The sequence below is a fragment of the Spongiactinospora sp. TRM90649 genome (assembly GCF_029382225.1).
In the GTDB taxonomy this organism is placed as follows: domain Bacteria; phylum Actinomycetota; class Actinomycetes; order Streptosporangiales; family Streptosporangiaceae; genus Spongiactinospora.
In genome coordinates, this window is record NZ_JARLTC010000002.1 from 822,968 (window position 1) to 835,145 (window position 12,178).

The window sequence follows — 12,178 nt, forward strand, 5'->3', positions numbered from 1 at the left end:
AGCCCCGATGAAGCGGTGTTACCGGTGGTGCGGCCGTGCCGTCAGCGCCGCCGATGCCGTCACTGCCGCCAGTACCGTCGGTACCCTACGGCTCAGACGGCGACCTGGAGCTGTGCCACCTCGCCGCGCTTGGCCTGGACCGGGACGTCCTTGGTGACGCCGCCGCCCGCGATGATGCGAACGGTCCAGTCGCCGGGAGCGGCGAAGAAGCGGAAGACGCCCTCGTCGGAGACCACGACCTCACCGGTGAACTCACCGGAGGAGTCGAGGAGCCGCGCGTAGGCGGTGTCGGCACCGGAGACGATGCCCTGGATCACGGCCTGGGTGGAGAGGTCCACCCCGGCGGGCAGGTCGGCGGTCTGCTCGGGCGCGGCGCACCCATCGGCGAAGGTCATCAGCGTGCCTCTCCCAGCTCGATCGGAACACCCACGAGCGAGCCGTACTCGGTCCACGAACCGTCGTAGTTCTTGACGTTGGGCTGCTCGAGCAGCTCGTGCAGCACGAACCAGGTGTGCGCGGAGCGCTCACCGATGCGGCAGTAGGCGATGGTGTCCTTGGCGAAGTCGACGCCCGCCTCCGCGTAGAGGGCGCGCAGCTCGTCGTCGGAACGGAAGGTTCCGTCGTCGTTGGCGGCCTTCGACCACGGGATGTTACGGGCGGTCGGCACGTGCCCGGCCCGCTGCGCCTGCTCCTGCGGCAGGTGGGCGGGGGCGAGCAGCTTGCCGGTGAACTCGTCGGGCGAGCGGACGTCGACCAGGTTCAGCTTGCCGATCGCGGCGACGGCGTCGTCGCGGAAGGCTCGGATCGCGACGTCCTGCTCCTTGGCGGTGTAGGTGGTCGCGGGACGCTCGACCACGTCGCGCACCAGCTCGCGGGAGTCGAGCTCCCACTTCTTGCGGCCGCCGTCGAGCAGCTTGACGTCCTGGTGGCCGTACAGCTTGAAGTACCAGTAGGCGTAGGAGGCGAACCAGTTGTTGTTGCCGCCGTACAGGACCACGGTGTCGTCGTTGCCGATGCCCCTGGCGGACAGGAGGGCCTCGAAGCCCGCCTTGTCCACGAAGTCGCGGCGGACCGGGTCCTGGAGGTCCTGCCTCCAGTCGATCTTCACGGCACCACGGATGTGGCCCTTGTCATAGGCGCTGGTGTCCTCGTCGACTTCGACGAGGACCACACCCGGGGTGTCGAGGTTGGACTCGACCCACTCGGCATCCACCAGGGACGCGGCGCGGCTCATAGATTCCTCCGGTTCATCGGGTTGCGGGTGTCAGACGTCGGATGATCAGATAGATCTCGCAGCCGAGGCAGAAGCCGAATGCGGCATTGAGAAATGCGGCGAACAGGGCGGCAGCCGTCGCACCGATGGCCAGCGGCGTGATCTGCGCGACATACCCGACAAGTCCTACGGTGGCGAAGACGAGCCCCACGGCCTGGGCGAACCGCGGCGGGCCCGCGTCCTCCAGTTCCGCCGGAGGGCTCTTCACGAGCCTTCGGAAGATCGGCCGGTACGGCGAGACCCCCGCCACGCCGAGCGCGAACAGCACCGCCTGCAGGCCGAGCAGCCAGGCGCCGTCCGTTACCAGGACGATTGAGAGAACGAGAGTCGTGATCGCCGCAGAGAACCTGGTGGTTCGGGGATCAACCTGCATCGTGGGATGCTCCTGATGGTGTCGAGCAGATGCGGCGCACGCCGCTAGGTCGCCCAGTCAGGAAGCGCGACAGAGCGCGGTGGCGACACGGCAGAAATCGACCGCCCGTCGCTTGGTAAGCAGCTCTGTCCTCGGATGCACGATGACGACATTACCCGCCGCTCCGCCGTCTGTCACATCCCCGTCCGATTCTTGAGACATGCATGTGACGTGCACGATAGAGTTTCCGATTTCACTTCATGATCCATTGTCTACGGCGGCGCCCAGCGCGGCGATGACGTCGGCCTTCCTGGGCAGGCCGGAGGCCCGCCGGACCTCGTTTCCTGCGCGGTCGAGGACCAGCACCGTGGGGGTGCTCAGCACGCCGAGCGAGCGGACGAGGTCGAGCCTCGATTCGGCGTCGATCTCGACGTGCCGGACACCGGGGACCATCCCGGCGACCTCGCCGAGGATCCGCCTGGTCGCGCGGCACGGCTGACAGAACGCGCTGGAGAACTGCACCAGCGTGGCGCGCTCGCCCAGCTCGCCGCCGATCTCGTCGGGGGTCAGCACGTTTCCTCCACGGTCGGTGATCCGTCCCTGACGCCGTCGCCACACGACCCCCGCGACGCTCGCGAGGAGCAGGGTCGCGACCACCACCAGCAGACCGTCCACGGTGGGTGGAACCCAAAACAGGCCCTAAAAGCTTCCCTAAGACCGATATTTCATTCTTCGGGGTCGCCGGTGGTGCTTCGGGGTCGCCAGCGGCGCGGATCAGGGCGTCTCCACGGTCAGCAGCACCCCGCCGTCGTCACCGACCACCTCGAACCGGTCGATCTGCCCGGGCGAGAAGCTCGTCGTGCCGGTCGGCGGCGAAGCGGCCTCGTACCCGTTCACCTCATCGGCCTGCGGCTCGGCGACCTTCCAATTCGCGGCGGTGTTCCTGGTGGCGTCCACGCCGACCACGACCAACCGGCAGGAGGTGCCCGAAGCCACCCCGCGCAGGTCGATCTTGATCTCGCTGCCGCCTTCGACGGCGAAGACCTGGACCGTGGCGCTGACCGGGCCGTCCTTCGCGAACCGCGTGATGTCCGGAGCCTGCGCGACGGCGGTGGTGTTCTCCTTCTCCTGCGCGTTCGCCGCCGACCGCGAGGCGCGCGAGCTGGGCGCCATCTTGGGTTCGGCCGGCTCGTCCTGCTCGCGCGCCGCCGTGGCCGAGTCCTCGGCGGCCGACAGCGGCGCCGCCACGCTGGCGCTCCGGCCGTCGGAGGCGGAGCCGTTCATGACGGCCGTGGCCACCGCCCCGCCACCGGCGACCACCACGGCCGCCGCTGCCGCCGCGAGCAGCACCCGCGACCTGCGCCGTCGTCTGCCTCCCGCGACGAGCATCCGGTCGAGCACGGCGCGCGGCGGCGCCGCCGCGTGCGCCACGTCGGCCGCGGACACCCTGCCGAGGAAGGTCGACACCCCCACCAGGTCGTGGAATTCCGCGCGGCACTCCGCGCACGCGGCGAGGTGGGCCTCGACGACCACCGCCTCGTCCGCGTCGAGCGCGCCCAGCGCGTGGGCGCCCAGGGACAGCCGTACCTCTTCGCATGTCATGGCGCGAGCCCCCGCTCCTCAAGCGCCAGCTTCAGCGCCCGCAGGGCGTAGTAGGAGCGGGACTTCACGGTGCCCGCGGGAATCCCCAGCTCCTGCGCCGCCTCCTTCACAGAGCGCCCCCGGTAGTAGACCTCCATCAGGACCTCGCGGTGTTCCGGCCGCAGCGCGGCCAGCGCCTCGGCCACGGCCCACGACTCCACCGCCCGTTCCAGCTCGTCGTCGGCGGGCACCACCGCCAGCGCCTCGTCGCCGATCTCCTGCGGGCGCGACCTGCGCGCCCGGTGCTGATCGACGACGAGATTGCGGGCAACGGTGAACAACCACGCGCGGATCGGACGCCCGGAGAGCGCGTCCGGATGCCTCCAGGCCCGCAACAGCGTCTCCTGCACGACGTCCTCCGCACGTCCGGGGTCACCCGTCAACCGCAGCGCGTAGCCGTACAACGGCCCGCCATGATCGTCGAAGAGGGCTCTGATCAGCTCCTCGTCGGCGGTTCCCGCGGCTGGACTCACACCCTCTTCACGTACGACACCGGACGGCGGTTCAGCGGAATCCGAGTGGCGTCGCTCACGCCCGAAGCGGAACATCACTCGCCTCACCGGTGATCTGGAGGCCTTCCGGCACGGTCTTGACGGCCGTCACCTTCAGGCCGAGCGGGAGGTTGTCCACCGGGATCGTGTAGCTCAGCGACTTCGTGGCCTCGGGCGGAACCGGGATCCCGCCCGCCACGACGACCTTGACCGGCGACAGCCGCACGCCGTTCTTGACGGTCTCCACCTTCATGTCGGCCTGCACGGGCACCGTCACCCCGCGCACGGTGATCCGGCCGGAGATCTTCAGCGTGTCGCCGCCGTCGCCGGACAGCTTGACGCCCTTGGGGGCGCGCTGCTCGATGACGGAGAGCGGGACCACAAAGGACCCGCTGACCCGGTCGGCGGTGATCCGCGCCTCGGCGGGGTTCTGCAGCAGGTCGAGCAGGGGGGCGTTGACGCCGTACAGGGTCGCGCGGACGTCGGACAGGCGCACCCCGCCACGGGTGAGATCGCCGATCTCGACGCCGATCTCCTCGTAGCGCCCGCCCGCGGCTTGGGTCAGGAAGGGAATGCCGGAGATGCTCACGGTTGGGACGGTGCTCAGTTTGTACTGCGCGGCGACCTGTTTGGCGATCTCGCTCTCCGCGCCGCCCACGGCGACGCGATCGACCACTCCGAGGACGACGGCCAGCACGATCAAGAAGACGATCAGCTTGCGCATCGCACTCCTTCGGCTCCTGACTGTTCTTTTGGCTACTTGCCGGAAACCCTATGAAAGCGGGGGATCAACCGCCAGCGAAGGGAGGAAGTACCTCTACCGTGCAGCCGTCGGTCAGGCGTATCGAGGAGTGGTCGCGGAAACCGACCGGGCTCCCGTCCACCAGAAATGACGATCTTTTGGCAACACGGGCGAGTTCATCCCGATTTTGTGTGATTTTCGTCATCAGTTCGTCGAGTGTGGCCGCGTCGAACGGCTCCTCGGCGAGCCCGGCGGCGTCCTTCGCCGCGGCCCAGTAGCGGATGATTCCCGTCGCCATAGGCCGTTCGTCCCTTCTCACCTGTCGCTTCGCACTCGTGTGCGGGGCGCGTAACACCGATGTTGCAGGTCGGGGCCCGTGCACCGGGCGGACTCACCTGGGACGCCCGGTCCCCGTGAGTTATCCTCGCCTACTATGGACCTGGGCGATGTGGCCCCCGGGTCCTTCGTGTTTTGTACGGCATACCGCCGTCAGCGCGGGAAGGAGGAGCCGTTGAGCAATCTGCTCCTGCTCACCAATGCCCTGGAACCGTCCGCCGAGGTGCTTCCGGCCCTCGGCCTCCTACTCCACTCCGTACGCGTGGCGCCCGCCGAGGCGTCCGCCCTGATCGACGCTCCGCCGTCCGACGCCGTGCTCGTCGACGCCCGGCGCGAGCTGGTCCACGCCAAGAGTCTGTGCCGGCTGCTGCGCACCACCGGCATCGACTGCCCACTGCTGGTCGTGGTCACCGAGGGCGGCCTGGCCGCCATGACCGCCGAATGGGGCGCCGACGACGTCCTGCTCGACACCGCGGGCCCGGCCGAGGTCGAGGCCCGGCTGCGGATGGCCGCCGGCAGGCGGTCGCAGGCCGTCGCCGACGAGGTGCCCGACGAGATCCGCAACGGCGACCTCTCCATCGACGAGGCCACCTACACGGCCCGGCTGCGCGGCCGGGCGCTCGACCTCACTTTCAAGGAGTTCGAACTGCTGAAGTACCTGGCCCAGCATCCGGGACGGGTCTTCACCCGCGCCCAGCTCCTGCAGGAGGTCTGGGGCTACGACTACTTCGGCGGCACCCGTACGGTCGACGTGCACGTCCGCCGCCTGCGCGCCAAGCTCGGCGCCGAGCACGAGGCGCTGATCGGCACCGTCCGCAACGTCGGATACCGGTTCGTTCCCGATCGTGGGGGCGAGCAGCACACTGACGAGCGCGAGCCCGCCCACCACTGACCCGGCCTTACCTGGGCCTACCTGGGCCTACCTGGCCTTACGGAATTACGGTGATCCGGTTGGGCGCGGGAGGCGCGACCGGCGAGCGCGCGCCGAAGTACGCCACCAGCGCGTCGATGTCCAGCGGCCCGCTCCACACGTCGGTGCCCTGGGTGAAGACCGAGAAGCCGTCACCGCCGCCGACCAGGAAGTTGTTCGCCGCCACCCGCACGGACTGGGTGTCGGTGACCGGCACGCCGTTGATCTTGATGTCGGAGACCTTCGAGCCGACCGGCGCCGACGAGCCGACCGTGTAGCTCAGCGTCGCCGACGGCTGCAGGATCCGGTTGACCTGGTACTGCTGCTCCAGCAGCGCGTCGAGCTGCGCGCCGGTCAGCGTGATGACCTGCATCAGGTTGTTGAACGGCTGGACGGTGAACGCCTCGCCGTACGTCACCACGCCGTCGGGCGCGTAGGTGAGGTCCGCGCGCACCCCGCCCGGGTTCATCAGCGCGATCTCCGCGTTGCCGCCGGTCCGCGTGGCCTCAAGCTGCGCGTCGGCGATCACGCCGCCGAGCGCGGTCTCGCCCGACGGGGCCGCCGTCCGGGTGAGGTCCGCGGTGATCGACCCGATCCGCCGGTTCGCGACCTCGGCCACCCGGTCCTTCCACGTCTGCACGAACGTGGTGATCTCCGGGTCGGCCGGCACGTCACGGGTCACGACGTGGTTGTCCGCCGCCACCGTGGACCGCACCACGTCCTTGGTGCGGGTGTCCACCTGGAAGTCCAGCGTGGTGAGCACCCGGCCGAACGACGAGCCCTGCGTGACGTAACGGTCGGCTCCCGCCGGGTCCTTGGTCTTGCAGACGTACGCCTGGTGCGAGTGGCCCATGACCACCATGTCCACGTCCGCGCTGACGCCGTTCGCGATCCGGCTGCCCGCGCCGATGATGACCGGGCAGGCGTCCGGGCTCTGGTTCGGGGCGACCTGGTCGCCCTCGTGCACCAGCACCACCTGCGCCTTGACGCCGAGCAGCTTCAGCGCCTTGGAGGTGCGGTTGGCCGCCTCGATCTCGTCGACGAAGGTCAGGTCCCTGATGCCCTCGGCGGTCACGATCGACGGGGTGGACTTGGTGACCAGCCCGATGAAGCCGACGTTGACCCCGTTGACCTTCTTGACGGAGAACGGGGCGAGGGCCGGGAGCTCCGGCGCCTTCTTGAACCGCACGTTCGCGCCGAGGTAGTCGTAGGCGGCCCCGCGCCAGCGGCCCGCCGGGGTGCAGCCGTCCGTCTTGTGGCAGCCGCCGCCGATGATCCGCAGCAGCTCGCGGTAGCCCTCGTCGAACTCGTGGTTGCCGACCGAGGAGACGTCCAGGCCGAGCTTGCCGAGCAGCTCGACGGTGGGTTCGTCGTGGTAGGCGGCGGAGATGAGCGGGGTCGCGCCGATCAGGTCGCCCGCGGCCACCGTGACGGTGTTCGCGTCGGCCAGCGCCTTGATGTGGGTGGCGAGGTAGGCGGCGCCACCGGCGTCCACCGTCGTGCCCTGCTCGTTGACGATGCGGCCGCCGGAGCCGGTGGGCGGCTCCAGGTTGCCGTGGAAGTCGTTGACCGCGATCAGGCGCACCGGGACGGTGCGCGCCTTGCCCGGCCCGGAGGTGACGGCCTTGGTCTGGGGGGCGACCGCCGTCGCTTGGAGAGCGACCGCCGTCGCTTGGGGAGTGACCGCCGTGGCGCCGGCCTGGACCGGCTGCCCCAGGGCGAGCGCCAGGCAGGCCGCCGCCGAGAGTCCGGCTCCAGCGGCTAACCGCACTTTGGAACGTGACGTCATGGCCCCAGACAGTAAGACGGCGATCTATGCAGGGAATGTCCTAGAGGTAACGAATCAACCCCCCGGAAGATGGCGGGTTTTGCCACTGGATCTAGGCTTCCCCCATGAGTGCGCAGGTCGAAACCAAGGGCAGGCTGGACGACGCCGAGGTCGCGGAGGTCCTCTCACTGGTCGACGCGGCCACCGAGAGCGACGGCGTGCGACCGCTCAACGAGCACGTCATGCTGCACCTGCGGCACGGAGGCGACGAACGGGCGCGAGCCGCGCTGCTGCGCGAGCCCGGCGGGGCGCTGGCCGGATACGCCCATATCGACCCCACGGACGCGGTGGAGGGGCCGAGCGGGGAACTGGTCGTGCACCCGGCGTGGCGGCGACGGGGGTACGGCGAAGCGCTGCTGCGTGCCGTCCTGGACGAATCGGGCGGACGGCTGCGGCTGTGGGCGCACGGCGACCTGCCGGGCGCGGAGCGCCTGGCCGCGACCTCGGGCTTCCGCCGGGCGCGCTCGCTGTGGCAGATGCGGCGCTCACTGTTCGCGCCGATCCCCTCCCACGAGCTGCCCGCCGGCGTGAGCCTGCGCACGTTCGTCCCCGGACGCGACGAGGGCGAATGGATCGCGCTCAACGCCCGCGCCTTCGCCGACCACCCCGAGCAGGGCTCCTGGACCCTCGACGACCTCAAGCGGCGCGAGCAGGAGCCCTGGTTCGACCCGGCCGGGTTCTTCCTGGCCGAACGCGACGGCAGGACGGTCGGCTTCCACTGGACCAAGGTCCACGGCGCCTCCGTCTCCGAGCCGCCGGCCGGCGACCACGGCCACGAGCCCATCGGCGAGGTCTACGTGGTCGGCGTGGACCCCGCGGAGCAGGGCGGCGGGCTGGGCCGGGCGCTCACCCTGGCCGGGATCGCCCACCTGCGCACCCGTGGCCTCGCCCAGGTCATGCTCTACGTGGACGAGGCCAACCGGGCGGCGATCCGCCTCTATGAGTCGCTGGGCTTCACCCGCTGGGACACCGACGTGATGTACCGCAAGTAGCCCGGGGCTCCGGTCCTACTCCAGCATCCAGTGGAAGGCCAGATAGGTGAGGCCGGCCACGAACGCCGACGCCGGAATGGTGAGGACCCACGCGGTCACGATGTTGCCCGCGACCCCCCAGCGCACCGCGGACAGGCGCTTCGTCGCGCCCACGCCCATGATCGCGCTGGTGATGGTGTGGGTGGTCGAGATCGGGGCGCCGAAGCCCATGGCCGCGCCGTACAGGACGGTCGCCGCGGCGCTCTCGGCCGCGAAGCCCTGCGGCGGGTCCAGGGCGATGATCCGGCGGCCCAGGGTGCGCATGATGCGCCAGCCGCCCGCGTACGTGCCGAGCGAGATCGCGCCGGCCGCGGCCAGGATCACCCACTGCGGGATCGGCTCCTGCGGAGTGGCGTAGCCGCCGACCACCAGCGCCAGGAAGATCACGCCCATCGTCTTCTGCGCGTCCTGCAGGCCGTGGCCGAGCGCCATCGCGGCGGCCGAGACGGTCTGTGCGTGGCGGAATCCGCGGTTGGCCTTTCCTGGTTGAGCGCGACGGAAGATCCAGAAGATCGCTATCATGATGATCGCGCCGAGCGAGAACCCGACGATCGGAGACAGGATCATCGGCACGACCACCTTCGCCAGCACGCCGTCCCAGTGGATGGTCGCCGACGCGAGGAGCGCCGAGCCCATCAGGCCGCCGATCAGCGCGTGGCTGGAGGACGACGGCAGGCCGAAGTACCAGGTGATGATGTTCCAGGTGATCGCCCCGACCAGACCGGCCCCGACGATCACCAGGCCATGCGAGCCGGATGGCGGGTCGATGATCCCGGTGCCGACCGTGGTGGCCACCGCCGTCCCGAGGTGCGCCCCCAGGAAGTTCATCGCCGCGGCCATGAACAACGCGGCCCGCGGGGTCAGTGCGCGGGTCGACACCGATGTCGCGATCGCGTTGGCCGCGTCGTGGAAACCATTGGTGTAGTCGAAGATCAACGCCACGACGATGACGCCGATGACGAGTGCGAGCTCCACTGTGCCTTACTAGCTTTCCTTGACGGCGATCGACTCGATCGTATTGGCGACGTGCTCGAAAGCGTCGGCGGCCATCTCCAACTGGTCGATGACCTCCTTCATCTTGAGCACGGTGAGCGCGTCGTACTCGCCGCCGAACAGCTTGGCCAGCAGCCTGCGGTAGATCTGGTCCGCCTGGTTCTCCAGACGGTTGATCTCGATCCAGTACTCGTTGAGGTTCTTCATCGACCGCAGCCGGGGCATCGCCTCGGCCGTCAGCTCGGCCCCCCGTTCCAGGACCTCGACCTGCCGGATGACCTCTTTGGGCAGATGGTCGATCTTGTAGAGCACGATGAGATCGGCTGCGGCCTCCATGTAATCCATCACGTCGTCGAGGTTCGAGGCGAGGCGGTAGATGTCCTCGCGATCGAACGGTGTGATGAAGCTCTCGTTGAGCCGCTTCATGATCGCGTGAGTGCGGTCGTCACCCGCATGCTCACAGGCACGCATCTTCTCCGCGAGAGCCTCACGGTCGGACCCGTCGCCGATGATCTCGACCAGCAGGCGGGAGGCGGTGACCAGGTTGTTGGCCGAATCCGCGAACAGGTCGTAGTAACTGTCCTCACGGGGCGTGAGACGCAGGCGCACGTCGTTCTCCAGATGTGCGGGGATGGTCCGCAGAGAAGAGTAAGGGTAACCAGCGGATATGCGAACTTCGACCGCTTGTCACCCGTCCTTCTAGCTCTGGCTACCCCCGTTGTGATCCCTGACACCAACTTTGGCGGGCTCTTGGCCTTCGTCCGTTTTGATGGATTTTGACGGCGTTCTGCCAGCCCGTACGCATACTACGACCTGATGTCGACGTGTGGTCAGCCCCGGGGCACCCGGTGTTCAGATCCTTGTCCGGTGGAAGTTCAGGAACGACCGCGACGCCGTCGGCCCCCGCTGGTTCTGGTACCGCGACCCGTGCCGCTCCGAGCCGTACGGATGCTCCGCCGACGAACTCAGCCGGAAGAGACACAACTGCCCGATCTTCATCCCCGGCCACAGCTTGATCGGCAAGGTCGCCATGTTCGACAACTCCAGCGTGACGTGCCCCTCGAACCCCGGATCGATGAACCCGGCCGTCGAGTGCGTCAACAGCCCCAGCCGCCCCAGACTGGACTTCCCCTCCAGCCGCGACGCGATGTCGTCCGGCAGACTGATCACCTCATAGGTGCTCGCCAGCACGAACTCCCCCGGATGCAGGATGAACGGCTCATCCCCCTCCGGCTCCACCAACCGCGTCAGATCCGGCTGCTCCACCGCCGGATCGATGTGCGGATACCGGTGGTTCTCAAACACCCGAAAGTACCGGTCGAGCCGCACGTCCACACTGGACGGCTGGATCATCTTCGGATCGAACGGATCCAGCCCGACCCTACCGGCCTCGATCTCCACGCGAATGTCCCGATCGGAAAGCAGCACGTGAGGCAACCTACCGGCTCCCCACCCCACTCCGACCCGAACACCGGCTCAACGAGCCCCCGCTTTCCGCTACAGTGGTCTCGCGGCCAAGGCTGCACGCGGGTGTAGTTCAATGGTAGAACTTCAGCTTCCCAAGCTGACAGCGCGGGTTCGATTCCCGTCACCCGCTCCAAGAGCGAAGGCCCAGGTCATCCGAAGGTTCCGGACCCCGGGCCTTGATCTTTTCCCAGGCTTGTCGATCACGACGGGCCATTAGCGGGCCATTAGAGGTCCTAACGGAATGATCTCTGTTGTGGTTTGATCTCTCGCTGTAGCCAAGCGAGAGGGGGCCGGGTGGCCAAGCCGAAGCCGTGGGAGATCAGCGACGAGTTATGGGCGGTGATCAAGCCGCTGATCCCCGAACACCAGCGGCGGTTCCGGCACCCCGGCCGCAAGCGGCTCGATGACCGCCTGGCATTGCAGGGCATCCTGTTCGTCCTGCACACCGGCATCGCCTGGGAACACCTGCCGCAGGAACTGGGCTACGGCTCGGGCATGACCTGCTGGAGACGCCTGGCCGAGTGGAACAAGGCCGGCGTCTGGCAGCGCCTGCACGAGACGCTCCTTGATCGCCTGCGCGCCACCGACGCCCTGGACATGTCCCGGGCCGCGGTGGACTCCTCCCACATCAGAGCTCTAAAAGGGGGGCGCAGACCGGCCCGTCCCCGGTCGATCGCGGACGGCCGGGCAGCAAGCACCACCTGATCACCGACGCCGGCGGCATCCCGCTCGCGGTCATCCTGACCGGCGGCAACCGCAACGACGTCACCCAGCTCCTGCCCCTGCTGCACGCGATCCCCAAGATCCGCGGCAAGCGCGGCCGTCCCCGCCAACGCCCCAGGGTCGTCGTGGCCGACCGCGGCTACGACCACGACAAGTACCGCCGCATGGTCCGGACGTTGCAGATCCGTCCGCTGATCGCCCGCCGCGGCACCGAACACGGCTCCGGCCTGGGTAGACACCGCTACGTCGTCGAGCAGACCTTCGGCCTGCTGCACGCCTTCCGCCGTCTGCGCATCCGCTGGGAGATCCGCGCCGACATCCATGAAGCCTTCCTCAGCCTGGCCTGCGCGCTCATCTGCTGGAGACGGCTCGCTTCATTGTGTTAGGAGCT

16 protein-coding genes and 1 tRNA gene are annotated in these 12,178 nt (G+C 68.7%); 4 read left to right on the top strand and 13 right to left on the bottom strand.

The features are described from left to right. Nucleotides 1–92: 92 nt before the first annotated feature. The 9 genes from P3X83_RS04010 to P3X83_RS04045 all read right to left on the bottom strand — a co-directional run bounded on the left by P3X83_RS04010 (nt 93) and on the right by P3X83_RS04045 (nt 4,797). The gene (locus P3X83_RS04010; protein ID WP_277303096.1) at nt 93–395 is read right to left on the bottom strand and encodes a DUF1416 domain-containing protein; all 303 of its coding nucleotides are present in this window, start codon (nt 393–395) and stop codon (nt 93–95) included. Next, nucleotides 395–1,234 (bottom strand): sulfurtransferase, encoded by an 840-nt coding sequence (locus P3X83_RS04015; RefSeq protein ID WP_277303097.1) that lies wholly within the window; start codon nt 1,232–1,234, stop codon nt 395–397. Before P3X83_RS04015 ends, P3X83_RS04010 begins: the two co-directional genes overlap by 1 nt. A 13-nt stretch (nt 1,235–1,247) precedes the next feature. After that, nucleotides 1,248–1,646 (bottom strand): DUF4395 domain-containing protein, encoded by a 399-nt coding sequence (locus tag P3X83_RS04020; RefSeq protein WP_277303098.1) that lies wholly within the window; start codon nt 1,644–1,646, stop codon nt 1,248–1,250. Between the two features lie 57 nt (nt 1,647–1,703). After that, nucleotides 1,704–1,847: a putative leader peptide gene (locus tag P3X83_RS43285; protein WP_346742670.1), complete on the bottom strand. Its 144-nt coding sequence runs from the start codon at nt 1,845–1,847 to the stop codon at nt 1,704–1,706. 36 nt (nt 1,848–1,883) lie between these two features. Further along, on the bottom strand, nt 1,884–2,300 hold the full coding sequence (locus P3X83_RS04025; protein WP_277303099.1) for a thioredoxin family protein: 417 nt from the start codon (nt 2,298–2,300) through the stop codon (nt 1,884–1,886). Nucleotides 2,301–2,399: 99 nt separating this feature from the next. After that, nucleotides 2,400–3,227, bottom strand: a complete 828-nt coding sequence (locus P3X83_RS04030; RefSeq protein ID WP_277303100.1) for a zf-HC2 domain-containing protein — start codon at nt 3,225–3,227, stop codon at nt 2,400–2,402. Continuing rightward, on the bottom strand, nt 3,224–3,739 hold the full coding sequence (locus tag P3X83_RS04035) for a sigma-70 family RNA polymerase sigma factor (protein WP_277303101.1): 516 nt from the start codon (nt 3,737–3,739) through the stop codon (nt 3,224–3,226). Before P3X83_RS04035 ends, P3X83_RS04030 begins: the two co-directional genes overlap by 4 nt. A 55-nt stretch (nt 3,740–3,794) precedes the next feature. Next, entirely contained in the window at nt 3,795–4,481 is a 687-nt protein-coding gene (locus tag P3X83_RS04040; RefSeq protein ID WP_277303102.1) for a DUF2993 domain-containing protein, read from the bottom strand. A 64-nt stretch (nt 4,482–4,545) separates the two neighbouring features. Next, entirely contained in the window at nt 4,546–4,797 is a 252-nt protein-coding gene (locus P3X83_RS04045) for a MoaD/ThiS family protein (RefSeq protein WP_277303103.1), read from the bottom strand. Between the two features lie 213 nt (nt 4,798–5,010). Between P3X83_RS04045 and P3X83_RS04050 the strand changes: the two genes are divergently transcribed. Then, a complete protein-coding gene (locus tag P3X83_RS04050; RefSeq protein WP_277303104.1) occupies nt 5,011–5,727 on the top strand; it encodes a response regulator transcription factor in 717 nt (238 codons plus the stop codon). Between the two features lie 37 nt (nt 5,728–5,764). Here the strand turns inward: P3X83_RS04050 and P3X83_RS04055 are convergent, their stop codons facing one another. Beyond that, entirely contained in the window at nt 5,765–7,516 is a 1,752-nt protein-coding gene (locus P3X83_RS04055) for a bifunctional metallophosphatase/5'-nucleotidase (protein WP_346742671.1), read from the bottom strand. A 122-nt stretch (nt 7,517–7,638) separates the two neighbouring features. Between P3X83_RS04055 and mshD the strand changes: the two genes are divergently transcribed. After that, nucleotides 7,639–8,565: a mycothiol synthase gene (gene mshD / locus P3X83_RS04060; protein WP_277303106.1), complete on the top strand. Its 927-nt coding sequence runs from the start codon at nt 7,639–7,641 to the stop codon at nt 8,563–8,565. 15 nt (nt 8,566–8,580) lie between these two features. Here mshD and P3X83_RS04065 read toward each other — a convergent pair whose 3' ends face one another. From P3X83_RS04065 to dcd, 3 genes are all read right to left on the bottom strand, one after another. Then, on the bottom strand, nt 8,581–9,579 hold the full coding sequence (locus P3X83_RS04065) for an inorganic phosphate transporter (protein WP_277303107.1): 999 nt from the start codon (nt 9,577–9,579) through the stop codon (nt 8,581–8,583). Between the two features lie 9 nt (nt 9,580–9,588). Next, on the bottom strand, nt 9,589–10,206 hold the full coding sequence (locus P3X83_RS04070) for a DUF47 family protein (protein WP_277303108.1): 618 nt from the start codon (nt 10,204–10,206) through the stop codon (nt 9,589–9,591). Nucleotides 10,207–10,449: 243 nt separating this feature from the next. Next, nucleotides 10,450–11,025, bottom strand: coding sequence for a dCTP deaminase (dcd, locus tag P3X83_RS04075; RefSeq protein WP_277303109.1), 576 nt, complete (start codon nt 11,023–11,025; stop codon nt 10,450–10,452). A 98-nt stretch (nt 11,026–11,123) separates the two neighbouring features. On the opposite strand from dcd, the gene P3X83_RS04080 reads away from it, so the two are divergent. Further along, nucleotides 11,124–11,197, top strand: a tRNA-Gly gene (locus P3X83_RS04080). A 161-nt stretch (nt 11,198–11,358) separates the two neighbouring features. Next, nucleotides 11,359–12,173, top strand: a protein-coding gene (locus tag P3X83_RS04085) for an IS5 family transposase (RefSeq protein WP_277303110.1) whose coding sequence is annotated in 2 segments (ribosomal slippage) — nt 11,359–11,704 and nt 11,704–12,173 — 816 coding nt in all. Because the reading frame shifts where the segments join, the coding sequence is not laid out codon by codon here. Nucleotides 12,174–12,178: the final 5 nt, after the last annotated feature.

What these genes read in the sequence shown, in the direction of transcription:
- P3X83_RS04010 (WP_277303096.1), bottom strand. Translation starts at nt 395, where the DNA reads ATGACCTTCGCCGATGGGTGCGCCGCGCCCGAGCAGACCGCCGACCTG.
- P3X83_RS04015 (WP_277303097.1), bottom strand. Translation starts at nt 1,234, where the DNA reads ATGAGCCGCGCCGCGTCCCTGGTGGATGCCGAGTGGGTCGAGTCCAAC.
- P3X83_RS04020 (WP_277303098.1), bottom strand. Translation starts at nt 1,646, where the DNA reads ATGCAGGTTGATCCCCGAACCACCAGGTTCTCTGCGGCGATCACGACT.
- P3X83_RS43285 (WP_346742670.1), bottom strand. Translation starts at nt 1,847, where the DNA reads ATGTCTCAAGAATCGGACGGGGATGTGACAGACGGCGGAGCGGCGGGT.
- P3X83_RS04030 (WP_277303100.1), bottom strand. Translation starts at nt 3,227, where the DNA reads ATGACATGCGAAGAGGTACGGCTGTCCCTGGGCGCCCACGCGCTGGGC.
- P3X83_RS04040 (WP_277303102.1), bottom strand. Translation starts at nt 4,481, where the DNA reads ATGCGCAAGCTGATCGTCTTCTTGATCGTGCTGGCCGTCGTCCTCGGA.
- P3X83_RS04045 (WP_277303103.1), bottom strand. Translation starts at nt 4,797, where the DNA reads ATGGCGACGGGAATCATCCGCTACTGGGCCGCGGCGAAGGACGCCGCC.
- mshD (WP_277303106.1), top strand. Translation starts at nt 7,639, where the DNA reads ATGAGTGCGCAGGTCGAAACCAAGGGCAGGCTGGACGACGCCGAGGTC.